Genomic DNA, 22,671 nt, shown 5'->3' on the forward strand with positions numbered 1-22,671 from the left:
TTCTAATGTACGGTTTTCCGTTACCCTGTAATTAAGTAAGGAGAGATGATAGATGAAGCCATTGGCATATCGGATGCGTCCGACAAAAATAGAGGATATTATCGGCCAGCAGCATCTGGTGGCTGAAGATAAAATTATTGGCAGAATGGTCCAGGCAAAACATTTGTCATCCATGATTTTGTACGGGCCGCCCGGAATTGGAAAAACATCAATCGCAACAGCAATCGCCGGTTCAACAAGTATTGCTTTTCGAAAGCTGAATGCTGTCATTAACAATAAAAAAGATATGGAAATCGTAGCTCAGGAAGCCAAGATGTCCGGCCAAGTGATTTTGATTCTGGATGAAGTCCACAGGCTGGATAAAGGAAAACAGGATTTTCTATTACCCTATTTAGAAAACGGAATGATCATTTTGATCGGAGCAACGACGGCTAACCCGTATCATGCCATTAATCCGGCGATCAGAAGCCGGACCCAGATTTTTGAGCTTGAACCGTTAACACCTGAACTGATTAAACAGGCACTGGAACGTGCGCTCCATGATGAGCATCGGGGCCTTGGCACCTATTCTGTATCCATTGATGATCAGGCGATGGAGCATTTTGCCCACGGATGCGGAGGAGATGTCCGCTCCGCTTTAAATGCGCTTGAGCTTGCCGTGTTGTCAACGAAGGAGTCAGCAGACGGTGAAATTCACATTACATTAGAAACCGCGGAAGAATGCTTGCAGAAAAAAAGCTTTTCTCACGATAAAGATGGTGACGCGCATTATGATGTACTGTCCGCTTTTCAAAAATCAATCCGCGGCTCTGATGCCAACGCTGCTCTTCACTATTTGGCTAGATTAATTGAAGCCGGTGATCTGGAGAGCATCGCAAGACGATTGCTTGTTATCGCCTATGAGGATATCGGTTTAGCAAGCCCGCAAGCCGGCCCTAGAGTGCTGAACGCTATTCAGACCGCTGAGCGAGTCGGGTTTCCTGAAGCGCGAATCCCGCTGGCCAACGCAGTTATTGAGCTTTGCCTCTCACCGAAATCAAACTCTGCCATTCTGGCAATCGATGAGGCCCTGGCAGATATCAGAGCCGGAAAAATTGGGGATGTCCCGAAGCATTTAAAAGACGCGCATTATAAAGGAGCTCAGGAATTAGGAAGAGGAATCGACTATAAATACCCGCACAATTACGACAACGGTTGGGTCGAACAACAATACCTCCCTGATCCTCTGAAAAATAAGCAATACTATAAGCCGAAACAGACTGGAAAGTTCGAATCTGCCTTAAAGCAGGTGTACGATAAATTAATGAAAAGAAAATAAAACAAAAAAACAGCCTTGATCATCAAGGCTGTTTTTATGCATTATTTATCCTTCACACGTTTGATTTCAATGTCTTTCAAAAGATCCATGACAACATGTCCGCCCATAATCAAACCTGCAACTGACGGCACAAAAGCATTAGAGGAAGGCGGCATTTTTGCTTTACGTATTTTCGCTTCGTCATTCCCCACTTCTTTTCTGACATCTTCCCGAATAACAATCGGGCTTTCATCAGAGAAAATCACTTGAACGCCTTTTTTGATACCCTCCTTGCGTAATTTCGTACGAACGACCTTCGCAATTGGATCAGTGTGCGTTTTTGAGATATCAGCGATTTGGAAGCGTGTCGGATCCGTTTTATTTGCAGCACCCATGCTGGAGATGAGCGGAATATCCCGTTTTAGACATTCTTTCATTAAATGAATTTTATAACAAATGGTGTCTGACGCATCAATGACATAGTCAAGACCATAGTCAAAAAACTGCTCATACGTTTCCTCCGTATAGAACATTTTTAACGCGATCACTTCACACTCCGGGTTAATGTCTGCGATCCGCGCCTTCATTAAATCAACTTTCGGCTGTCCGACAGTTGAAAGCAGCGCGTGAAGCTGACGATTTACATTTGTAATGTCGACATCATCTTTGTCGACAAGCAGAATGCGGCCGACGCCTGACCGCGCGAGAGCTTCCGCCGCGAACGACCCGACTCCCCCGACTCCAAGCACAGCAACTGTGCTGTTTTTCAGCGTTTCAAGGCCTTCTTTTCCGATAGCTAATTCATTGCGTGAAAACTGGTGTAACAAGAACCTCACTCCACATTCGTATTCTGGTTTCATCTATAAAATGGCTGATCCATGAGCAGCCGTTTTTTCTGCGCACAAAAAATAAAGTCCCAATAGTGCCGTTGCAGCTTTCCTTTGTTTTGAACCCGCTCTCAGCAGGTGGGTGCCCTCTTTTAAATCTTGTAAGTCCTCTTTACCGAATGAAAAGAGGCATGTACGCCATTTAAAAATGCGGGCTCCCAAATCAAAAAAATGTTCGGTCAAAACTAGGTGTACAACTAACACATCAGGACTTTATTTAACTTGTCAAAATCATATCACAGACGATTTTGATTTTCAAGAATCGAACTGCAAATTCAGTTCTTAACTTTTTTCTTGATAGAAAGATGAAGCTCGTCAAGCTGGGCGTCGCTTACTTCGCCTGGCGCTTCTGTCATCAGGCAGCTTGCACTTGCCGTTTTCGGGAATGCAATCGTATCTCTCAGGTTCGTACGTCCAGCGAGAAGCATAACGAGACGGTCTAAGCCGAGTGCGATTCCGCCGTGCGGAGGAGCGCCGTATTCAAATGCTTCCAGCAGGAATCCGAACTGTTCAGCCGCTTCTTCTGGTGAGAAGCCGAGAAGCGCAAACATTTTTTCCTGAATATCCTTTTCGAAAATACGGATTGAACCGCCGCCAAGCTCATAGCCGTTTAAGACGAGGTCATAAGCTTGCGCTTTCATGTCTTCAGGCGCTGTTTCAATCAGCTCAAGGTCTTCTCGGACAGGCATTGTGAACGGATGGTGCGCTGCGTAAAAACGGCCTTCTTCCGGATCATGCTCTAATAGCGGCCAGTCGATGACCCATAAGAAATTGAACAATTTTTCGTCAATCAGTCCGCGTTCTTTCCCAAGCTTTAAGCGCAGGGCGCCGAGTGATGCGGCCACAACTTCGAATTGATCCGCTCCGAACAGCAGCAAATCACCTTCAGCAGCATCAAGTGCTTCAATCAGCTTAGACTGCTTTTCTTCATCAAAGAATTTAGCGATCGGGCCTTTCACTCCGTCTGCCTCAACCTTCACCCAGGCAAGCCCTTTTGCCCCGTAGTTTGCAGCAAAAGCGCCAAGAGCGTCGATGTCTTTTCTGGAGTAATCGCCGGCACCGCCTTTTACATTGATGGCTTTGACCACGCCGCCGTTTGCTACAGCTGATGAGAACACTTTAAATTCCGTATCCTTTACAATGTCAGACACATCCGTCAAAAGCATGTCAAAACGCGTATCCGGTTTATCAGACCCGTACTTGTTCATTGCTTCGTCATACGTCATTCGAGGAAGAGGAAGCTGAAGTTCCTCACCTTTTGTTTCACGCATAACCTTTGCCATCATCTCCTCAGCCAATGACATAATGTCTTCCTGGCTCATAAAGGACATTTCAATATCAATTTGCGTAAACTCAGGCTGACGGTCCGCACGCAAGTCTTCATCGCGGAAACAGCGGGCAATTTGATAATATCGTTCAATGCCTGATACCATCAGAAGCTGTTTAAATAGCTGCGGAGACTGCGGCAGCGCGTAGAACTCACCTTCGTGCACACGGCTCGGCACCAAGTAGTCACGTGCGCCTTCAGGCGTGCTTCCTGTTAAAATCGGCGTTTCAATATCAAGAAACCCATTTTCATCTAAAAAGCTGCGAACAGCTTTCGTCACGTTATGGCGCAGCTGCATCGTCTGGAACATAGCCGGTCTGCGCAAATCTAAGTAACGGTGTTTTAAACGAACGTCCTCTGACACTTCTTCAGCTTGATCAGAAATCGCAAATGGAGGTGTCTTTGCAGCATTTAATACGTTCACTCCATCAGCATGTATTTCGATCGCGCCTGTTTTCAAATTCGGATTAACTGTTCCCTCTTCACGCGCCACCACTTTTCCTTGAATATCAAGCACGTATTCATTTCTGATGCCTTCCGCAATAGCAAGCGCTTCTTTTGACACATCAGGGTTAAAAACGACTTGAACAATGCCCGTACGGTCACGCAAGTCAATAAAAATCAATCCGCCGAGGTCTCGTCTTTTTTGGACCCAGCCTTTCAGCGTTACAGATTCGCCAATTGCTTTTTCAGTTATATCACCGCAATAATATGTTCTTCCAAACAATGCGTTTCACTCCTTATCCCTTTTGGTTTGCCTTCATCACATGTATAAATTCATCAAGTGCCACTTCAATCTGTTCGCCCGTCTGTGCATCCTTTACATTGATTTTGTTTTGGGCAAGCTCATCTTCACCCAAAATCGCAATAAATCTGGCCTTTAAGCGATCAGCTGTTTTAAACTGGCCTTTCATTTTCTTATTTTCATAATCGATTTCACTGGAAATGCCTGCTTCTCTCAGTTTGTACACCAATGAAACAGAATAATCCTTTGCTTTTTCGCCGAGTGTGACGATATAGCAGTCGATTCCCTTATCAACAGGCAGCTCTCTTTTTTCAGCATCAATTGCGGCAAGCAAGCGTTCGATGCTCATCGCAAATCCGATGCCCGGTGCTTCAGGTCCGCCGATCTGTTCGACAAGCCCGTCGTAGCGTCCGCCGCCGGCAAGTGTCGTAATCGCGCCAAAGCCCTCCGCATTGCTCATAATTTCAAATGCGGTGTGGTTGTAATAATCCAGCCCTCTCACAAGGTTCGGATCGATTTCATACGAAATGCCAAGATCATTTAAGTATTGTTTCACTTTTTCAAAATAAGCGGCTGATTCTTCATTTAAATATGTCAAAATCGAAGGTGCCGATTTCATCAGCTCATGATCACGGTCTTTTTTGCAGTCCAAAATTCTAAGCGGGTTCGTGTGCAGCCGGGACTGGCAGTCTGAACAAAATTCTTCGATGCGAGGCTCGAAGTGTTTCACGAGCGCTTCTCTGTAGCTTTTGCGGCTATCTTGATCGCCGAGACTGTTTATGACAAGCTTAACGTTTTCTAAACCTGCTTTTTCATAAATACTCATCGCAAGCGCCATTACTTCAGCGTCGATTGCAGGGTCTTTCGAACCAATCGCTTCAATTCCAAACTGATAAAACTGGCGGTAACGGCCCGTCTGAGGACGTTCATAACGGAACATCGGCCCGACATAATAAAGCTTTGTCGGCTGTACAGGATTTGCGAACAGCTTGTTTTCATTAAAAGCGCGAACCGCAGCAGCTGTTCCCTCCGGACGAAGCGTCAGGCTTCTGCCTTTGCGGTCCTCGAAGGTATACATTTCTTTTTGTACGATATCCGTTGATTCTCCGACGCCTCTGGCAAACAGTTCTGTATGCTCAAAAATCGGTGTGCGGATTTCTTTATATTGATAAGTGCGGCAAGTGTCTCTCATAATTTGTTCAACAAACTGCCAGCGATCTGATTCTCCAGGCAGAATATCCTGTGTTCCTCTCGGAATGTTATATCCCATAGGTAGACCTCCTTATGTATTCCTTATAAAATATCCAATGATCGTTAATGATGAAAATGAAAAAAACTCCCGCCCCTACTATACATGATAGTAGGGACGAGAGTTATACCCGTGGTGCCACCCTAGTTGGAATACGTTCATATTCCCGCTCGATCCTTTAACGCAGGTTCACGTTCACTGCCTAATGGCGTTATTCACGCGTTCAGCAGGAAACCTCCGGAGTGTTGTTTCGAGAAAGACGCAATGGGATCCGCTTTCAGCCTGGGGCGGGTTCCTCTCTAATCATGCAATCTGACCTACTCTTCTCCATTATTGGTTCAAATCTTTCATCATTTGCTATGTACTCAATTTCTATTATAATAATGGGATTGGGGTTCTCTGTCAAGCTTTATTCCGGTTGTTTTTCCTCAGCGCTGCTTCTTTGGACATAAGACCAAATTCAGATGCTGTTTCCGTAAGATAACCAGTCGTATCGGGATCTGCGTGATCGCTGTAATGCAGATTCGCTTCACCGTCGTGAAATGCACGTCCCATTTTTGGATGATATTTCATGATTTGCACACCTTTTTGATTGTATTTACGCTTAGTATAAACAAATCATTTTATTTTTATTTAAAAATCAGAAAGGACTTTACGATATTAAACAAGAATGCTTTTTTAATGATCATCAGAAAGGAGGACACAATGAACAAGAAATACTTTGTCCTTATTGTATGTATTATTTTCACCTCAGCGCTATTCCCGACCTTTTCATCCGTTACAGCTGCTCAAGGAGAAGCGGTCATCGCAACAGATGAAATGAACGTCAGAAGCGGCCCAGGGCTTAGCTACGGCATTACAGCGGAAGTAAAAAAGGGAGAACGCTATCCAATTTTAAAGGAAGATGGAGACTGGGTGCAGATACAGCTTGGTTCTGGAGAAAAGGGCTGGGTAGTCTCCTGGCTTATTACAAAGGAAGACCAGGCCAGCACAAGCTCCTCAGGAAGCAGTGACACTGTGACATCAACAGACCCCGATCTGCGGATGAGAAGCGGCCCGGGCACTTCCTACGAAGTCATCGGCAAATTCCCGCAAGGCAGCCAAGCATCTGTCATTGATAAAGATTCGGGCTGGATCAAGATATCCTATCACAGTGCCACCGGATGGGTATCATCTGAATATGTCACATCAGGAGGCAGCAGTTCAGCGTCTGATGAGAGTGACCAAACCGAGGATTCCGGTGCGTCAACGACGGGCACAGTCGGTGTTTCTTCGCTAAATGTAAGAGCCTCCGCCTCACATGACGCGGCAATTATAACAAAACTTGATCGCGGAACGAAACTGACGGTTCTCAACGAGAAAAATGGCTGGGCTCACATTGAGGTGAACGGGCTAAAAGGCTGGGTTGCAAGCCATTACCTTTTGACTAGTTCTGTTCCAGCTGATGATTCAGCAAATGCCGGCAGTTCATCCTCCGCTAAAAAAGCCTATATCATGTACGGAGGAACGAATCTAAGAAGTGATGCGTCAACATCAGCTTCGATCGTTGAGCGCGCTGCCAAAGGAGATTCATACACCATTACCGGTTCAAAGGGAAGCTGGTATGAAATAAAGCTTGATAACGGGCAGACTGCTTATGTAGCCAATTGGGTGGTCCAAACGTCTAAAAGCGCAGAAGAAGCAGGTGAACCGCCAGTCTCTGATTCCCCGTCTGGAAACGGCTCTCTAAACAATAAAACGATTATTGTTGACCCGGGACATGGAGGAAAAGACAGCGGAACGATCGGGTATTCGGGGAAATTCGAGAAAAACCTGACGATCAAAACGGCAAAACTGCTCGCCAGCAAACTTAGATCGGCTGGAGCGGATGTATATGTGACACGCCAGGATGATACCTTTGTCAGCCTGCAGTCACGGGTCTCTACCTCTCACTACCGTAACGCTGACGCCTTTATCAGCATTCATTATGACAGCTATGCGGATACCTCTACAAGAGGCAGTACAGCATATTACTACAGTCCTGCCAAAGATCAGGAACTCGCATCAGATGTCCACTCAGAAGTGGTGAAGCGTTCTTCCATTCCAGACCGCGGCGTATTATTCGGAGATTATTATGTGCTCCGGGAAAACAGACAGCCCGCTATGCTGTACGAGCTGGGATATGTAAGCCATCCGCAGGAAGAAGCCATTGTACATAGCAATTCATACCAAGAAAAAGTAACAGATGGGATCGAAAGCGGATTAGAGAAATACTTCCAATAAAAAAAGCTGCCTTTTGGCAGCTTTTTTTATTTTGAATCCATAATGAGCGTGACCGGTCCGGAGTTTGTAAGCTGAACATCCATCATTGCTCCAAACGTTCCGGTCTCCACTTTGATTCCTTTTTCACGAAGCAGGTCATTCCATTTTTCATAAAGACCTAAAGCTTTATCAGGTTTGGCCGCGTTCATGTAGTTCGGCCGGCGCCCTTTTTTCGTATCTCCATAAAGCGTAAACTGTGAGACGGATAAAATCTCTCCTCCTATATCTACAAGAGACAGATTCATTTTCCCTTCACTGTCATCGAAAATACGGAGATTGACAACTTTATCGGCTAAATAAGCTGCATCATCTTCTGTATCATCGTGAGTGATGCCGACCAGCACCATAAGGCCTTGTCCAATTTGGCCGACGACCTCTTCGTCCACTGTAACGCTTGCTTCTGTTACTCGCTGAACAACTAATCTCTTTTCTAACCCCTTTAGTTCATGACGCGGCGCACAGAATAGATATCTCTAATCTGTTTAATACGCTCGACGACTTTATGCAAGTGATTGATATTCTGGATAAAAATCGCCATATGGATGGTTGCCACTTTATTGCGATCCGATTTGCCAGAGACAGATGAAATATTGGTTTTCGTTTCATTCACTGCCTGGAGTACCTCGTTCAGCAATCCGCGGCGGTCATACCCAAGAATCTCTATCTCAACATTGTATTCCTTGCGCTTTTGAACTTGTGACTCATGTTCCCACTCTACCGGGATCAGCCGCTCTTGGGCTTCATTCGTTTTGACATTCGGACAGTCTTCGCGATGGACCGAAACCCCTCTGCCTTTTGTGATAAAGCCGACAATATCATCACCTGGCACAGGATTGCAGCATTTTGATAAACGGACAAGGAGGTTGTCAATGCCCTTGACACGAACGCCAGCTTCCCGTTTTCTTCCTTGCGGGTATGGCTTAGGTTCCCCAGTGACTTCCTGAACGATCTTTTCCTGTTCTTCCTGGTCGCGCTGCTTTCTCTCTTTTTCTGTTAGGCGGTTCGCCACCTGCAGAGCTGTGATGCCGTTGTAACCGACCGCCGCGTACATATCCTCTTCATTTGAGAAATTAAATTTGTCAGCAACCTTTTGAATATTCTCCGGCGTTAAAACATCCTTCAATTCAAAATCCAAGTTTTTAATTTCTTTTTCGACCAGCTCACGGCCTTTTTCGACATTTTCTTCACGCCGCTGTTTCTTAAAGAATTGACGGATTTTATGCTTCGCTTGGGATGTTTGGGCAAGCTTCACCCAATCCTGGCTCGGACCGTAGGAATGCTTAGAGGTGAGAATTTCAACGATATCACCTGTCCGAAGCTTATGGTCAAGCGTAACCATTTTTCCGTTTACTTTGGCACCGATTGTTTTATTGCCGATTTCAGAGTGAATCCGGTAAGAAAAGTCAATCGGAACAGAACCGGACGGAAGCTCGATTACATCTCCTTTTGGCGTAAAGACATACACCATGTCAGAGAACAAATCAATTTTGAGCGATTCCATAAATTCTTCTGCATCTGTCGATTCATTTTGAAATTCTAAAATTTCACGGAACCAAGAAAGCTTTTTCTCAAAGGTTGCACCTTCATTGGCTGCTTTCCCTTCTTTATAAGCCCAGTGAGCCGCAACCCCGTATTCCGCTATTTCATGCATTTCAAAGGTGCGGATCTGCACTTCAAGCGGATCGCCTTTAGGCCCAATAACCGTTGTATGAAGCGATTGATACATATTCGGCTTCGGCATTGCGATATAATCTTTGAATCTGCCTGGCATCGGTTTCCAGCATGTGTGAATGATGCCAAGCACCGCGTAGCAGTCCTTTATGCTATTCACAAGAATACGGACAGCCAACAAATCGTAAATTTCATTGAATTGCTTATTTTGCAGCACCATTTTTCGATAAATGCTGTAAATATGTTTCGGGCGTCCCGAGAAGTCAGCCTTGATATTTACTTCTTCGACACGTTTCTTCACTTCATTGACAACCTCATCGACATAAAGCTCTCGTTCTGCACGTTTCTTCTTCATGAGGTTGACAATTCTGTAATATTGCTGAGGGTTCAAATAACGGAGCGCCGTATCTTCCAATTCCCACTTAATTTTTGAAATCCCGAGACGATGCGCCAAAGGAGCAAAAATTTCCAGCGTTTCATTGGAGATTCTCCGCTGTTTTTCCTGAGGCAGATGTTTCAGTGTCCGCATATTGTGAAGACGATCCGCCAGCTTGATCAATATGACCCTGATATCTTGAGCCATAGCGACAAACATTTTGCGATGATTTTCCGCCTGCTGTTCCTCTTGAGATTTATATTTAATTTTGCCGAGTTTCGTTACGCCGTCTACAAGCATTGCCACTTCTTCGGAAAATGCTTCTTTCAGGTCATCGAGCGTCACATCTGTATCTTCCACGACATCGTGCAAAAATCCGCCCGCGATTGTGGAAGGGTCCATTTCAAGATCAACGAGTATCCCCGCAACCTGAATCGGATGAATAATATATGGCTCGCCCGATTTGCGGTATTGCTCGCGATGAGCATCTTCAGCGTACAGATATGCTTTTTCGACAAATGCGATATGCTCATCAGATAGATAGCTGCGTGCTTTATCTATAACTTGCTCGGCAGTCAATACTTGTTCGTTCGCCATGGAATCACCTTTTTTAAAATGTAAACTGTATTGTAGTTTATTATCAAGAAAAAAACGAAAGATGTAAAGAGCAGAAGTTCAAATAGCCAAATATTATATAAAATAAATGCAAAACAATAGGAAAAAAGCACCCTGACATGGAGTGCTTTTTCGTTATGCGGTTATCCTTAGTATTTCATCAATGTTAAGATGTCGTAATCTTCGAGCTTATTTCTGCCGTCAAGGTAAGAAAGCTCGATTAAGAAAGCGATACCAGCAACAACGCCGCCAAGTTCTTCAACAAGTTTGATTGTCGCTTCAATTGTGCCGCCTGTCGCAAGCAGGTCATCTGTAATAAGCACACGCTGACCAGGCTTAATCGCATCTTTGTGGATCGTTAATACGTCTTTTCCGTATTCCAAGCCATAATCCACTTTGATTACTTCACGAGGCAACTTGCCTTCTTTGCGGACCGGCGCAAAACCTACGCCAAGCGCGTAAGCAACGGGACAGCCGATAATAAAGCCGCGCGCTTCAGGGCCAACGACCAAATCAATTTGCTTTTCTTTCGCATATTCAACAATTTGATCTGTGGCATAGCGGTATACATCGCCTTTATCCATCAGTGTCGTAATATCTTTAAATTGCACGCCCTCTTTCGGGTAATCCGGTACAATTGTTACGTATTGTTTTAAATCCATCTGTTTTATGTCCTCCTCGTACTTTCATAAGCCTCTGAATCTTGTTTCATCAGCTTATTCAGCCATTCCTTCAGCTCTTCAGCAGAAGAATAATTCAGCTTTTGATCCAGTTCCATCAGCTGCTGTTTCGCCTGATATGTTTGTGAGTCTGTTAAGTCGCGTTTCTTTGCTCCGCTCACAACAGACAGCACACCATTCTCTATTTTAACAAAACCGAGATCAAAAAACACCTTTGTCATGAAATTGATTGTTTCAACGGACCAGCCTTTATGTTTTGCAAGCTCTGAACCGTGTTTTTTCACGTCAAAAGCGCCTCTTTTCAGCAAGAACGCATAATACCATTTAAAGTGGTCTCTTGCGGGAAAAGTTGATAAAAAGTGGTCCTCATGATTGAGAAAAATAAAATATATCCGCTCGGGCGCCTTTCCTTCCAGCAAACGTGCGAGCATGTCCAGCGAAGGCGGCGGATCCAGTAATACAATATATGCACCATCGAGGTCAAACGCCTTTGCTTGATCTTTAGAACTGATGACGTGCACTTCTCGGCGAAGGTCTTCAGTTTGAAGTAATGTTGTTGAGTCTTCTTTGAAAGAGACAATGGCCCGTTTAGCAGATGGAAGGGCGGAAACTGTGTCTTCCCACGTCCGTTTTCCCCTTAAATCAAACAGCTGCCATTCAGAAACAGCGGCATCCTTTATCATAAGCTGCGGCTTTTTTCGATTGTTCCATTCGTTGATTGACATCTCACCGACAATGGAAATTCTTGAACCCGGTACGATGCCTTCTTGAAGCTCGCCTTTATTAAAACCGACGCAATCAAGCTGGGACGACTCGTTTCTGATCGTCATTTTGACATGAGTTTTATTTGCCCCTATCTTGCGGACATCTTCCAGTACTGCATTTTCTACGAGAACGTGCGGTTTCGGGTTCAGCATGCCAAAAGGAGACAGCATGTTCATTTCTGCGATGCTTTCAACTGTAATGTCTTCGACGCCGCAGACAAGGTCGACTTCCTGTACGGGAATAAAATCCTCTTCCGTAAGCGTATTGTCCGCTATTTCATTCAGCCTGCTTCGCAAATCCGGCACATCTTCGGCTTTCAGCGTCATCCCCGCAGCCATTGGATGGCCGCCGAAATGAGGAAGAATATCTCTGCATTCAGAAAGGCTCTCAAATAAATTAAATCCTCTGATGCTTCGGGCCGAACCTTTAGCGATTCCCTTTTCTTCATCAATACCAAGAACAATGGCCGGTCGGTAGAAACGGTCCACAAGCTTTGAAGCCACAATCCCGACGACTCCCGGGTTCCATCCGGCTTTGGCCACGACAATTGCAGTTTGATCGAGCCCTTGCTGTTCAACCATTTCAATCGCTTCATCCGTCATTTTGCTGACCATTTTTTGGCGCTCTTTGTTCAGCTGGTCAATTTCTGCGGCAAGCTCTTCCGCTTCAAACGAATCCTCTGACATAAGCAAATGAACAGCGGGATCCGCCTGTTCGATTCTTCCGACGGCATTCAGCCTTGGTGCGAGCTGAAATCCGACTGTTTCTTCGTTCGCTTCTCCGATGTCTCCGCCTGACAGCTTAATCAGCTCTTTTAAGCCGAGCCGATTTGTCCGTCGAAGCCTTTCAAGTCCTAGTGTTGCTATTAATCTGTTTTCGTCATGCAGCGGGACTAGATCGGCAATGGTGCCGATAGCCGCCAGGTCAAGCAGTTCATCAGGAAGTTCACCCAATAAAGCGTGGGCAAGCTTAAACGCGACTCCAACCCCGGCAAGCTCTTTAAACGGGTAAGTGCAGCCAGGCTGCTTCGGGTGGACGATCGCACGGACATCCGGAAGCTCCGGTCCCGGTTCATGATGATCGGTAATGATGACATCCAGTCCGAGTTCCTTTGCCACCTTCGCTTCATGCACAGCGGCAATTCCTGTATCAACCGTAATGATCAAAGAGAAGCCCCGTTCTTTAATCGAACGAAACGCCTGTTCATTAGGTCCATATCCTTCTTTAAAACGGTCAGGTATATAAAAATCAACTTGAGCCGACAGTTTTTGCAGCGTGTGAAGCATCACTGACGTACTTGTAACCCCATCGGCGTCATAATCGCCATATATCATAATCTTTTCTTGTTGTGAAATCGCCTGTTTTATTCGATCTGCCGCTTCTTTCATGCCTTTCATTTCAAAAGGATCATAAAAATCGGCATCCTTTGTATGTAAAAACAGCCTAGCGCTTTCTGCCGTATCAAAGCCTCTTTTTACAAGCAGGGACGCAACAAGAGGTGTTATATGCAATTGTTCTGTGAGTGATTTGACCTTATCCTGATCTGGTCGCTGGATTTCCCATCGCATTTTTGACGCTAACATAAATTCACCCCTCAACCACCCTATTATACTAGAGCAGGCTGAGGGGTTTCAAATAATATTCGAAAACTAGTCTTTTTTCTCAATCATGGCTGATGCATCCTGTGTGTCAGTCTGATCAGCAAGATGAGTATCCTCTTGTTTATGTATTGCTGTTCTATTTTCTTTCCGCAAGGTTTTTATTTCCCGCTTCAATTTCATTACCTGAAAAATGCCGACAGAAAATACGATCAGTGCTCCCATTAAAACTGAGCCCAAAATAACAAGAATGAGCGGCCATTCTGATCTTCCAAACAGGTAATCAACTTCTACGGATCGAACATTAATGACTGCGAAAATAGCGACAATTAAGGTGAAAATAAGTGCGAAAATAATGGTCCATTGTTTATTCATTCTCTTTTCCCCCAAACTTCTTATTGAGGTAACTTTCCCAATCAAGACTGGTTTTAAACATGGCTTAACACTAGGTTAAGCTCCCTTTGCTGTTAATTTTTCCCGGATCAGCCTCTTCAGTCCGGTTCCCTCACCGGAAATCACAAGTGTATCGCCTTCGTCAATGACTGTTTCAGAGCTCGGATTCAGTTGTTTATCCTGATTCTTTTTAACAATTGCAATGACCGTCACATGATATTCCTGACCCACATTCAAATCACCAATCGTCTGATGAATGGCAGGCGCTCCCGCCTCTGCTTTACACCACTCTATAATCAAATCATCAAGGGCTGACTCGACCTGTTCTAATGCTTTCGGTTTATATGCCATTCCGCCAAGAATTGCAGACATTTGCCTTGCTTCAGCGTCATCAAACTGCACGGAGGCAACACATTCCTCATGGTCGTTTTCGTCAAAATAGTAAAGCTCTCTCCGTCCGTCATGATGAATGATAATTGAAATTTTATCACGGTTTCTAGTAATCATTTCAACTTTTTGTCCTATGCCCGGCAGCTCTGATTCGCGAACCCTCATATATAAACCCTCCTACATATCTGAAAACCAGCCATAAACACTTTTAACACCATATATATGTTTAAATGTAAGCGTATGTCATTATAGCAAATGTCTATTTTAAGTTCAATGAAACTTCAAAAAACAGGCTGCCCTGCAGAGGACAGCCTGATATTTTTTATTGCGCCGAATCTTTTTTCAGTTCTCTTCCTTTCCATGCAAGCCAAATTTGTGCGGCAATGTATAGAGAAGAATAAACGCCTGTTAACAGCCCGACCAATAAAGCAATTGAGAAGTTAGTAATAGAAGATGCTCCAAAGATCAGCAATGTCACAACAACAATCACAACGGTTAATACAGTGTTAATTGAACGTGTAAAGGTTTGCTGCAGGCTCAGGTTTACAATATGGTTCAGATCGGCAAAGGTTTTCGGCTTACGCTTTTTCATATGCTCGCGGACCCTGTCAAATGTAACGATTGTATCGTTAATGGAATACCCGATTATCGTCAAGATGGCCGCGATGAATGTAACATCTACCTCAAGCCTTGTAATACTGAAGAACGTGACGATAAAGAATGCGTCATATAGCAATGAGGCGATGGCAGCAATCGCCATTTTGTATTCGAATCGGATTGAAACGTAAATAATGATGCCAATAGAAGCTATAGCAACTGCGTACAGCGCATTTCTCGCCAGCTCCTTACCGACTGTCGGTGAAACTGTGCTGACATTTGGATCAGATCCGTATTTGTCTTTAAAATACGTTTTTACTTTTGCAATGGTTTCTTTATCTGGCACCCCGACAAAACGGGCAACACCGATATTGCTCTTTTCGCCTGACAGAACTACAGTATCAGGGTCCATACCCAGAGATTCAAAATCCTTCTCAACTTGCTCTGTCGTCAGCTTATGGTCGCTTTGCACTTCAATCCGTGCACCGCTTGCAAAGTCAATGCCAAGATTCAGCCTGAACACAAGCAGGATAATAATCCCGGCAACCGTGACCGCACTGGAGAAAATAAAGAAGTATTTGCGTTTGCTCGTGAAATCCCATTTTTGGAATGGCGTATGCGGCTCTGTATTTTCATCCGTATCCTGAATATCCATGATATGTTTCTTATTGACACCAAACCAGCCTTTTTTCCGATCAAGCCATCTGCTTTCCACAAGGAGAGCGAGGAGAAATCTCGATAAGAAAACGGCAGTGATAAAGCTTGTCAAAATCGATAGGATCAGCATTGTCGCAAACCCTTTAACAGAGCTTGTCCCAAAGATAAAGAGCACAACCGCTGCAATAATGGTTGTAATATTCGCGTCAAAAATCGTCGCAAATGACCGTCTGTTTCCTGAACGGAAGGCAGAGCGGACTGACTTTCCTAGCTTGAGCTCTTCTTTAATCCGCTCATAGGTAATAATGTTGGCGTCAACAGCCATCCCGACACCTAAAATGAGAGCGGCAATTCCCGGAAGCGTGAGTACGGCATTCATCCAGTCAAAGATCTGGAGTGTAATGTAGATATAAACAGACAGCGTAATCACCGCGATTAATCCCGGCAGACGGTAATAGAAAAGCATAAATAAGAAAATAATTGCGATACCGACAATACCGGCAAACACCGTATCATGGAGAGCCTGCTGGCCGAATTGCGCGCCTACTGATGTCGAATACTTTTCAGTCAGTTTCACAGGAAGTGCGCCTGCGTTTAAAATGCTGGCTAAATCTTTCGCTTCTTGAGCTGTGAAATGACCTTCAATTTTTACATCAGTTGTATTTAGTTCCTGACTTACATTTGGAGCGGATACAAATTTAGGATGCTCTTTTTGAACTTCTTTCTTAAAGGAATCACCTTTATCATAATCCAACCAAATGACAAGCTGGTTGTTTGGCGCCATTTTCATGACCTTCTTGGTCACTTCACCAAATTTATCAGCGTCTTTCAGCTTAATCGTGACAATTGGCTCATTTGTTGTGCTATCATAAGTTTGTTTAGCGCCGTTTTCGACTAGATCAGCACCGTTTAACAGTTCCTTATCATTTGCATCTCTGAAAGAAAGCTGCGCTTCAGTCGCCAAAATTTCACGCGCTCTGTTTTGGTTTGTCACGCCAGCGAGCTGAACGCGAATCCGGTTATTCCCTTCAATTTGGATGTTCGGTTCGCTGACACCGAGAACATTGGCCCGGCGGTTCAGTGCCTCTACTGTGCTGACCAGAACGTCTTTTGTGATTTTGTCACCTTTTTTTACAGGCTGTACATCATACAGCACCTCAAATCCGCCTTGCAAATCCAATCCTAACGTAATATTGTTAGCGGCAGGCTTCGTAAAGTAGCCCAAGCCCGTGCCGATCAATAGAACGAAAAGGAAAAACGCAATCAAGCGTCCTTTTTTCATTATGTATATCCTCCCTTAAACCTGTGCGAATCAACCTGCTATCTCAGCAGTTCTTCCAATGCTTCCTGGCCCTCTTCACTGCCCAGCCAATTAGACGTTTTAAATGACTCAACGGTTGCATAGTTCATAAATTCGCCAATTTTCACTGATAAAATATCACTCGCCAGTTCATAAATGCTCAGTTCCGTTTTCTTTTTCCACTTCTTATCTGTTAAGTATGACCACAAACTTTCGAGTTCAACATCATCATACCCGAGAATCTTAAACTCTTCCAGTTTGCTGTAAAGAAACGGCCTGACGTGGTCTTTATATAGATCGGCTGGATGCTTCTCCACGAATTCCACGCTCCTTTTTTATTGTTTTTCAAGAAGACTTGTCATGCTTGGACGACATATACGCATATCTTTATTGTATATGATTCCAGGTAGTTTGAGAAGGCAGGGGGTAAAAATGGCGAAACAGACGTTTTTAAAGGGCACTCTTATCCTTATCGCAGCAGGAATGGTTACAAGAATGCTCGGGTTTGTCAACCGGGTGGTTATCGCCCGTTTTATCGGTGAAGAAGGAGTCGGGCTTTACATGATGGCAGCGCCTACTTTCTTCTTGGCCACTACATTAACTCAATTCGGTCTGCCGGTCGCGATCAGCAAGCTAGTCGCTGAAGCCAGTGCGCGCGGAGATCATCAAAAAACGAAAAATATTTTAGTCATGTCTCTGACCATTACGGGAGTGCTCAGCCTCATCTTTACACCGCTGTTTCTGTTTTTCGCCCCTGTTATGGCTGAAACGATGCTGACAGATAAGCGAACACTGTATCCGCTCTTGGCCATTACGCCTGTTGTGCCGATTATTGCTATATCGAGTGTGCTGAGGGGATACTTTCAAGGAAAACAGAATATGAACCCGCTTGCTATGTCACAAGTCCTTGAACAGGTTGTCCGCATTTCACTCGTGGCTGTCTGCACAACGATTTTTCTCCCTTACGGAATTGAATATGCTGCAGCGGGGGCAATGCTATCCTCAGTGGCAGGGGAGCTGGCATCACTTCTTTATTTATTCGTTTGCTTTAAGTATAAAAAGACAATTAAAATCAGAAAGCATTTTTTACAGTCAATTAAAAACGGAAAACAAACCTTTACCCAATTAATGAGCGTGTCCCTTCCAACAACCGGGAGCCGCTTTATCGGAAACCTCTCTTGGTTTTTCGAGCCAATCGTCGTCGCTCAAAGCCTTGCCATCGCCGGTGTGGCAACAGTTGCCGCAACAAAGCAATACGGGGAACTAACCGGCTTTGCCATGACGCTGCTGACTCTGCCCAGCTTTATTACATATTCTTTGTCGACCGCGCTTGTTCCTGCGATCAGTGAAGGAATGGAGCAGAAAAAATTGCAGGTGGTGGAATACCGCTTAGAACAGGCGATGCGTCTCTGTCTGCTCAGCGGAGGCATTTCAGTTGTTATTTTATTTGTATTTGCGGATGAGCTGATGAGAGTGATGTACGGTTCCTCAGGCGCAGCTGTATTTATAAAAGTGATGGCCCCGTTTTTTCTGCTTTATTATTTCCAAGGCCCGCTTCAAGCTGTGCTGCAGGCGCTTAATTTGGCAGGAGCTGCGATGATGAACAGCTTAATCGGAGCGCTTGTCAAAACAGGCCTTATTTTTGTCCTTGCCACAAGGCCTTCTCTTGGCATTATGGGCGCGGCATTAGCCATTGTGACAGGCATGGTGCTCGTCACGCTATTGCACGCAGCAACCGTAAGCAAAGTGCTGCCGATCAGCATCAAAATCAAGGAGTACGCGCTCAGCTTCGCTGTTATTGTAATTTGCGGATTCATCAGCTCCGCCATCAAACAATATATAAGCTTTGGAGCATCTGAGGCTGTCAATCTAGCCGGATGGATTGCGGCGAGCGCCGCCATTTATATGATCCTCCTGCTCGTTTTCCGTTTAATTAAAAAAGATGAGCTTCGCCGCATTCCCATTATCGGACGGTTGATCATCCGATAATGGTCACGTGCGGTGCCCATCTTTTTCATCAATATATATTTCTCCGTCTGTAAACGAGCAAAATGAAATATCTGAAGGGTTTGTGTATCCGTGTTTTTGCAAACTTTCAAGCAGCCATTTTCTATCTTTACTGATTCTGGACAGGTTTTCTGTTTGAATGAAGCCGTCTATAATGAGCGGCATTTCGAGCTGCCGATGCTCTCCGCTGTTTTCTTTCTTAACAATAGTCAGTTTGCCCGACGGCTCTAAAATAGCAAATGATACGTCAGCTACTCTGTCGATGCTATTTTCTCTGAGCTGAACCATTAAATCATCAAAATTATAACGCTGTGATTTCATGGCTTCTTCGTCAATTTTTCCATATTTGATAATTATGGTCGGCTTACCGTCAAGAAGCTGGCGGACTTTTCGGTTTTTTAAAGAAAAGTATGCCAAAGTCACTTGAATGATCATTAATACAAGCATTGGCAAAATGGTATGAAATAGATGATCGTCTACGTTTTCTATGGCTAAAACGGCAATTTCAGCCATCATGATAAAGACAACGAGATCTAAAATACTAAGCTCTCCGATCTCCCGTTTGCCCATGAAACGAAAAATGACCAATATCACAAAATACAATACGACTGTGCGAAACGCAATAGTGAGAAGCTCTTCCATTATGCACCTCCAACTCATTATAGGTTGCAACAAAATGATCAATTTATGTAAGAAAAACCGATTGCATTTCACAAAGCTTTTACGTCTAATTCATGGGATAAGGGAATACATTTTTACAAAGACGAGCCATCAGCATGTCTGACGGTTTTGAACAAAAAGAACAGAAGCCTTTTAATACAGGCAGAGAGGAGACAATCATGGAGGAAACGAAACAAGTTGGAAAAGGCATTCTTTACGGCTTAATCGCCATATTTTCAGCCATGCTCCTGACAAGTTTAGCGGTTTCACTTTTATTGACCGCAACCTCGCTGGAAGAATCATCATTTAACTGGCTGATCACCGCTATCTCATTTCTCTCTTTATTTATCGGCGGGTTCATTTCAGGCGGGAAAGGCAAGGAAAGAGGCTGGATGATTGGCGCATTGACCGCCTTAAGTTTTTCTCTGATTATCTTATTGTTTCAGTATTTAGGATTCGGAAAGACATTTACAGCAGAACAGCTGATCTTCCATCTGGGATTTTTAGGGGTGTGCATGCTGGGCGGGATTTTCGGCGTGAACATGAGGGGAAACAGGTCTTCCACATAAAAAAGAGCGGGCTCACTTGCCCGCTCTTTTTTGTTTGCTATGTATAGCTCCTGCTGTTATTCAGCAGCAGAAACTTCTCTGATCGCGCGGCGGTCGAACGTAAGACGTGTGTTATCACCAGTCTTAATTACGACTTTGCTTTCGTCGATAGAGTCAACAGTACCGTGCAATCCCCCGATTGTCACTACTGAATCGCCTTTTTTCAGTTCCTCTTGCATTTGGCGTACAGCCTTTTGCTGCTTTTGCTGAGGACGAATCAGCAAGAAGTAAAGGACCGCAAACATTAAAATAATAGGAACCAATGTACCTAAAGTGCCAGTCATCATTTTCACCCCTTTCTGTAAGCCTGTTATGTTTATTTAGAAGCTTTTCGCATTTGGCTTGTTATAGCCGTAACGCTCAAAGAACTCTTCTCTGAAATCACCCAGACGATCCTCGCGAATAGCCTGTCTTACCTGCTCCATTAAGTGTAACAGAAAATGAAGGTTATGGTAAGTTGTTAATCGAAGGCCGAATGTTTCATTGCAGCGAATCAAGTGCCTAATGTACGCGCGAGTGTAGTTTTTACATGTATAGCAATCACACTCTTCATCAATCGGACGGAAGTCTCTTTCAAATTTCGCATTTTTCATATTGAGTCGTCCTTCAGCAGTAAACACTGTGCCGTTTCTTGCAATCCGTGTAGGCAGCACACAGTCAAACATATCGACCCCGCGGATCGCTCCGTCGATCAGTGCGTCCGGAGAACCTACTCCCATCAGATATCTCGGTTTATCCTTCGGCAAGAGCGGTGTTGTGAATTCGAGTACACGGTTCATGACATCCTTCGGTTCACCTACAGACAATCCGCCTATAGCATATCCCGGAAAATCAAGCGAAATCAAGTCCTTCGCACTTTGTGTCCGCAGATCTTCATATTCTCCGCCTTGTACAATACCAAACAGCCCTTGTTCATCCTGACGATTGTGGGCATTCAGGCAGCGTTCCGCCCAGCGGCTTGTCCGTTCAACTGACCTCTTCATGTAGTCGTACTCCGCCGGGTATGGCGGGCATTCGTCAAACGCCATCATAATATCAGAGCCGAGTGCGTTTTGGATCTCCATCGCTTTTTCCGGAGATAAAAACAGCTTGTCTCCATTTAGATGATTGCGGAAATGGACACCCTCTTCCTCTATATTACGAAACTTGCTTAAAGAAAAGACCTGAAAACCGCCTGAATCTGTTAAAATTGCGCGGTCCCAGTTCATAAATTTATGGAGCCCGCCCGCTTCTTTGACAATGTCTTGGCCCGGACGAAGCCATAGATGATAAGTGTTGCTCAAAATGATGCCTGCATCCATTGCTTTCAGCTCTTCAGGCGACATTGTTTTGACTGTCGCCAGTGTGCCGACCGGCATAAAAACCGGCGTTTCGAAGGAGCCGTGAGGCGTATGCACTTTGCCCAGCCGCGCTCCTGTTTGTTTGCATTCTTTTATAAATTCATAGCGTATTGGTTGTTCAGCCACTTTTGATGAGGCCTCCTGTTCTCAAATTATATAATCAGCATCGCGTCTCCGAAGCTGAAGAAACGGTATTCCTCTTCCACTGCATGGTTATAGGCACGCAGAATGTTTTCTCTTCCAGCAAGCGCGCTGACCAGCATAATCAATGACGATTTCGGCAAATGGAAGTTTGTAATCATTCCGTCAATGGCTTTAAATTCATAGCCCGGATAAATAAAAATAGATGTCCAGCCGCTTGATGCTTTAAATTGCCCGTCATGTTCTCCGGCAATCGTCTCAAGCGTGCGTGTCGAGGTCGTGCCGACAGAAATGATCCGACCGCCATTTTCTCTTACTTTGTTTAAGGCTGCAGCCGTTTCTTCTGACATTTGATAAAACTCTGCATGCATATTATGCTCTTCCACTTCATCGGCACTCACAGGGCGAAACGTTCCAAGGCCTACGTGCAGTGTGATGAACTCAATTTGCACGCCTTTGTCTTTCAGCTGCTGTAAGATTTCTTCCGTGAAGTGAAGGCCAGCTGTAGGCGCAGCAGCAGAGCCAATTTCTTTTGAATACACTGTCTGGTAGCGCTCTTTGTCATCAAGCTGTTCTTTGATATATGGAGGGAGCGGCATCTCTCCAAGGGATTCAAGCACCTCGTAGAAAATACCGTCATATTGAAATTCCATCTTTCTGCCGCCGTGCTCAAGCTCTTCCGTGCAGATTGCCTTCAATCTTCCGTCTCCAAATGTGACAACAGTTCCTTTTTTCACCCGTTTCGCCGGTTTGGCAAGTGTTTCCCATTTATCACCGGTTTCCTGTTTCAACAAAAGAAGTTCCACTTTCGCGCCGGTATCCTCTTTTGTGCCGAATAACCGCGCAGGCAGTACCCGGGTATTGTTCAGGACTAGACAATCGCCTTCGTTAAAGAAGCTGATAATGTGTTTAAACGAGCTGTCAGTAAGCTCTCCTGTATGTTTATCGAGCACCATCAGCCTTGAAGCATCACGCTGCTCCAACGGTACTTGTGCAATTAAACGTTCTGGTAGTTCAAAATCAAATAAATCGACTTTCATGATGATTTCACCTTTATTCTAGTCTTT

At 44.6% G+C, this 22,671-nt stretch carries 20 protein-coding genes and 2 other RNA genes; 4 read left to right on the forward strand and 18 right to left on the reverse strand.

What is annotated here, in order from left to right; genetic code table 11:
- The first annotated feature begins 52 nt into the window (after positions 1–52).
- Complete coding sequence (rarA, locus tag BSU_27530; protein ID NP_390631.1) at positions 53–1,318, forward strand: DNA-dependent ATPase active at replication forks; 1,266 nt, start codon at positions 53–55, stop codon at positions 1,316–1,318.
- A 41-nt stretch (positions 1,319–1,359) separates the two neighbouring features.
- Here rarA and tcdA read toward each other — a convergent pair whose 3' ends face one another.
- From tcdA to yrzK, 6 genes are all read right to left on the reverse strand, one after another.
- Positions 1,360–2,124: a tRNA threonylcarbamoyladenosine dehydratase (t(6)A37 dehydratase) gene (gene tcdA / locus BSU_27540; protein NP_390632.3), complete on the reverse strand. Its 765-nt coding sequence runs from the start codon at positions 2,122–2,124 to the stop codon at positions 1,360–1,362.
- A gap of 83 nt (positions 2,125–2,207) precedes the next feature.
- Positions 2,208–2,408: 6Sb RNA (ssrSB, locus tag BSU_misc_RNA_41), an RNA gene on the reverse strand.
- Positions 2,409–2,459: 51 nt separating this feature from the next.
- Positions 2,460–4,238: an aspartyl-tRNA synthetase, promiscuous (also recognizes tRNAasn) gene (gene aspS, locus BSU_27550; protein ID NP_390633.1), complete on the reverse strand. Its 1,779-nt coding sequence runs from the start codon at positions 4,236–4,238 to the stop codon at positions 2,460–2,462.
- A gap of 13 nt (positions 4,239–4,251) precedes the next feature.
- Positions 4,252–5,526 (reverse strand): histidyl-tRNA synthetase, encoded by a 1,275-nt coding sequence (gene hisS, locus BSU_27560; protein NP_390634.1) that lies wholly within the window; start codon positions 5,524–5,526, stop codon positions 4,252–4,254.
- Positions 5,527–5,615: 89 nt separating this feature from the next.
- An RNA gene (tboH, locus tag BSU_misc_RNA_42) (T-box riboswitch controlling synthesis of histidine and aspartate tRNA ligases) lies at positions 5,616–5,848 on the reverse strand.
- A 59-nt stretch (positions 5,849–5,907) separates the two neighbouring features.
- Positions 5,908–6,078 (reverse strand): hypothetical protein, encoded by a 171-nt coding sequence (yrzK, locus tag BSU_27570; protein ID NP_390635.1) that lies wholly within the window; start codon positions 6,076–6,078, stop codon positions 5,908–5,910.
- A 132-nt stretch (positions 6,079–6,210) separates the two neighbouring features.
- On the opposite strand from yrzK, the gene yrvJ reads away from it, so the two are divergent.
- Positions 6,211–7,767: a putative N-acetylmuramoyl-L-alanine amidase, family 3 gene (yrvJ, locus tag BSU_27580; protein NP_390636.1), complete on the forward strand. Its 1,557-nt coding sequence runs from the start codon at positions 6,211–6,213 to the stop codon at positions 7,765–7,767.
- A 26-nt stretch (positions 7,768–7,793) separates the two neighbouring features.
- On the opposite strand, the gene dtd is transcribed toward yrvJ, so the two are convergent.
- The 8 genes from dtd to comN all read right to left on the reverse strand — a co-directional run bounded on the left by dtd (position 7,794) and on the right by comN (position 17,165).
- The gene (gene dtd, locus BSU_27590) at positions 7,794–8,192 is read right to left on the reverse strand and encodes a gly-tRNA(Ala) deacylase / D-Tyr-tRNATyr deacylase (protein NP_390637.2); all 399 of its coding nucleotides are present in this window, start codon (positions 8,190–8,192) and stop codon (positions 7,794–7,796) included.
- Between the two features lie 53 nt (positions 8,193–8,245).
- A complete protein-coding gene (gene rsh, locus BSU_27600) occupies positions 8,246–10,450 on the reverse strand; it encodes a GTP pyrophosphokinase (RelA/SpoT) (RefSeq protein ID NP_390638.2) in 2,205 nt (734 codons plus the stop codon).
- A 167-nt stretch (positions 10,451–10,617) separates the two neighbouring features.
- Positions 10,618–11,130, reverse strand: a complete 513-nt coding sequence (gene apt / locus BSU_27610) for an adenine phosphoribosyltransferase (protein ID NP_390639.1) — start codon at positions 11,128–11,130, stop codon at positions 10,618–10,620.
- A gap of 5 nt (positions 11,131–11,135) precedes the next feature.
- Positions 11,136–13,496 carry a single-strand DNA-specific exonuclease gene (gene recJ, locus BSU_27620; protein NP_390640.1) on the reverse strand — a complete coding sequence of 787 codons (2,361 nt, stop codon included), beginning with the start codon at positions 13,494–13,496 and terminating at the stop codon, positions 11,136–11,138.
- Positions 13,497–13,562: 66 nt separating this feature from the next.
- Positions 13,563–13,886, reverse strand: a complete 324-nt coding sequence (yrvD, locus tag BSU_27630; RefSeq protein ID NP_390641.1) for a hypothetical protein — start codon at positions 13,884–13,886, stop codon at positions 13,563–13,565.
- A gap of 75 nt (positions 13,887–13,961) precedes the next feature.
- A complete protein-coding gene (yrvC, locus tag BSU_27640; protein NP_390642.1) occupies positions 13,962–14,459 on the reverse strand; it encodes a putative potassium transport accessory component in 498 nt (165 codons plus the stop codon).
- Between the two features lie 157 nt (positions 14,460–14,616).
- Positions 14,617–16,830, reverse strand: a complete 2,214-nt coding sequence (secDF, locus tag BSU_27650) for a protein-export membrane protein (RefSeq protein ID NP_390643.1) — start codon at positions 16,828–16,830, stop codon at positions 14,617–14,619.
- A gap of 38 nt (positions 16,831–16,868) precedes the next feature.
- On the reverse strand, positions 16,869–17,165 hold the full coding sequence (gene comN, locus BSU_27660) for a post-transcriptional regulator (protein NP_390644.1): 297 nt from the start codon (positions 17,163–17,165) through the stop codon (positions 16,869–16,871).
- A 115-nt stretch (positions 17,166–17,280) separates the two neighbouring features.
- Between comN and spoVB the strand changes: the two genes are divergently transcribed.
- A complete protein-coding gene (gene spoVB, locus BSU_27670; RefSeq protein NP_390645.1) occupies positions 17,281–18,837 on the forward strand; it encodes an involved in spore cortex synthesis (stage V sporulation); translocase with flippase function for peptidoglycan synthesis in 1,557 nt (518 codons plus the stop codon).
- Between the two features lie 3 nt (positions 18,838–18,840).
- Here spoVB and yrbG read toward each other — a convergent pair whose 3' ends face one another.
- Positions 18,841–19,497, reverse strand: a complete 657-nt coding sequence (gene yrbG / locus BSU_27680) for a hypothetical protein (RefSeq protein NP_390646.1) — start codon at positions 19,495–19,497, stop codon at positions 18,841–18,843.
- 134 nt (positions 19,498–19,631) lie between these two features.
- Here yrbG and yrzE point away from each other — a divergent pair, with 134 nt between their 5' ends.
- Complete coding sequence (yrzE, locus tag BSU_27690) at positions 19,632–20,084, forward strand: putative transporter (protein ID NP_390647.1); 453 nt, start codon at positions 19,632–19,634, stop codon at positions 20,082–20,084.
- 56 nt (positions 20,085–20,140) lie between these two features.
- Here the strand turns inward: yrzE and yrbF are convergent, their stop codons facing one another.
- The 3 genes from yrbF to queA are packed head-to-tail and all read right to left on the reverse strand — an operon-like array spanning position 20,141 to position 22,644.
- Positions 20,141–20,407, reverse strand: a complete 267-nt coding sequence (yrbF, locus tag BSU_27700; protein NP_390648.2) for a component of the preprotein translocase — start codon at positions 20,405–20,407, stop codon at positions 20,141–20,143.
- 36 nt (positions 20,408–20,443) lie between these two features.
- On the reverse strand, positions 20,444–21,589 hold the full coding sequence (gene tgt / locus BSU_27710; RefSeq protein NP_390649.1) for a tRNA-guanine transglycosylase: 1,146 nt from the start codon (positions 21,587–21,589) through the stop codon (positions 20,444–20,446).
- A 26-nt stretch (positions 21,590–21,615) separates the two neighbouring features.
- On the reverse strand, positions 21,616–22,644 hold the full coding sequence (gene queA, locus BSU_27720) for an S-adenosylmethionine tRNA ribosyltransferase-isomerase (RefSeq protein ID NP_390650.1): 1,029 nt from the start codon (positions 22,642–22,644) through the stop codon (positions 21,616–21,618).
- Positions 22,645–22,671: the final 27 nt, after the last annotated feature.

The organism is Bacillus subtilis subsp. subtilis str. 168 (genome assembly GCF_000009045.1).
In the GTDB taxonomy this organism is placed as follows: domain Bacteria; phylum Bacillota; class Bacilli; order Bacillales; family Bacillaceae; genus Bacillus; species Bacillus subtilis.

Bases quoted from the DNA above. Each gene is read 5' to 3' on its own strand.
- rarA (NP_390631.1), top strand. From the start codon at position 53: ATGAAGCCATTGGCATATCGGATGCGTCCGACAAAAATAGAGGATATT.
- hisS (NP_390634.1), bottom strand. From the start codon at position 5,526: ATGGGATATAACATTCCGAGAGGAACACAGGATATTCTGCCTGGAGAA.
- yrzK (NP_390635.1), bottom strand. From the start codon at position 6,078: ATGAAATATCATCCAAAAATGGGACGTGCATTTCACGACGGTGAAGCG.
- yrvJ (NP_390636.1), top strand. From the start codon at position 6,211: ATGAACAAGAAATACTTTGTCCTTATTGTATGTATTATTTTCACCTCA.
- rsh (NP_390638.2), bottom strand. From the start codon at position 10,450: ATGGCGAACGAACAAGTATTGACTGCCGAGCAAGTTATAGATAAAGCA.
- apt (NP_390639.1), bottom strand. From the start codon at position 11,130: ATGGATTTAAAACAATACGTAACAATTGTACCGGATTACCCGAAAGAG.
- recJ (NP_390640.1), bottom strand. From the start codon at position 13,496: ATGTTAGCGTCAAAAATGCGATGGGAAATCCAGCGACCAGATCAGGAT.
- yrvD (NP_390641.1), bottom strand. From the start codon at position 13,886: ATGAATAAACAATGGACCATTATTTTCGCACTTATTTTCACCTTAATT.
- yrvC (NP_390642.1), bottom strand. From the start codon at position 14,459: ATGAGGGTTCGCGAATCAGAGCTGCCGGGCATAGGACAAAAAGTTGAA.
- secDF (NP_390643.1), bottom strand. From the start codon at position 16,830: ATGAAAAAAGGACGCTTGATTGCGTTTTTCCTTTTCGTTCTATTGATC.
- spoVB (NP_390645.1), top strand. From the start codon at position 17,281: ATGGCGAAACAGACGTTTTTAAAGGGCACTCTTATCCTTATCGCAGCA.
- yrbG (NP_390646.1), bottom strand. From the start codon at position 19,497: ATGGAAGAGCTTCTCACTATTGCGTTTCGCACAGTCGTATTGTATTTT.
- yrzE (NP_390647.1), top strand. From the start codon at position 19,632: ATGTCTGACGGTTTTGAACAAAAAGAACAGAAGCCTTTTAATACAGGC.
- yrbF (NP_390648.2), bottom strand. From the start codon at position 20,407: ATGACTGGCACTTTAGGTACATTGGTTCCTATTATTTTAATGTTTGCG.
- queA (NP_390650.1), bottom strand. From the start codon at position 22,644: ATGAAAGTCGATTTATTTGATTTTGAACTACCAGAACGTTTAATTGCA.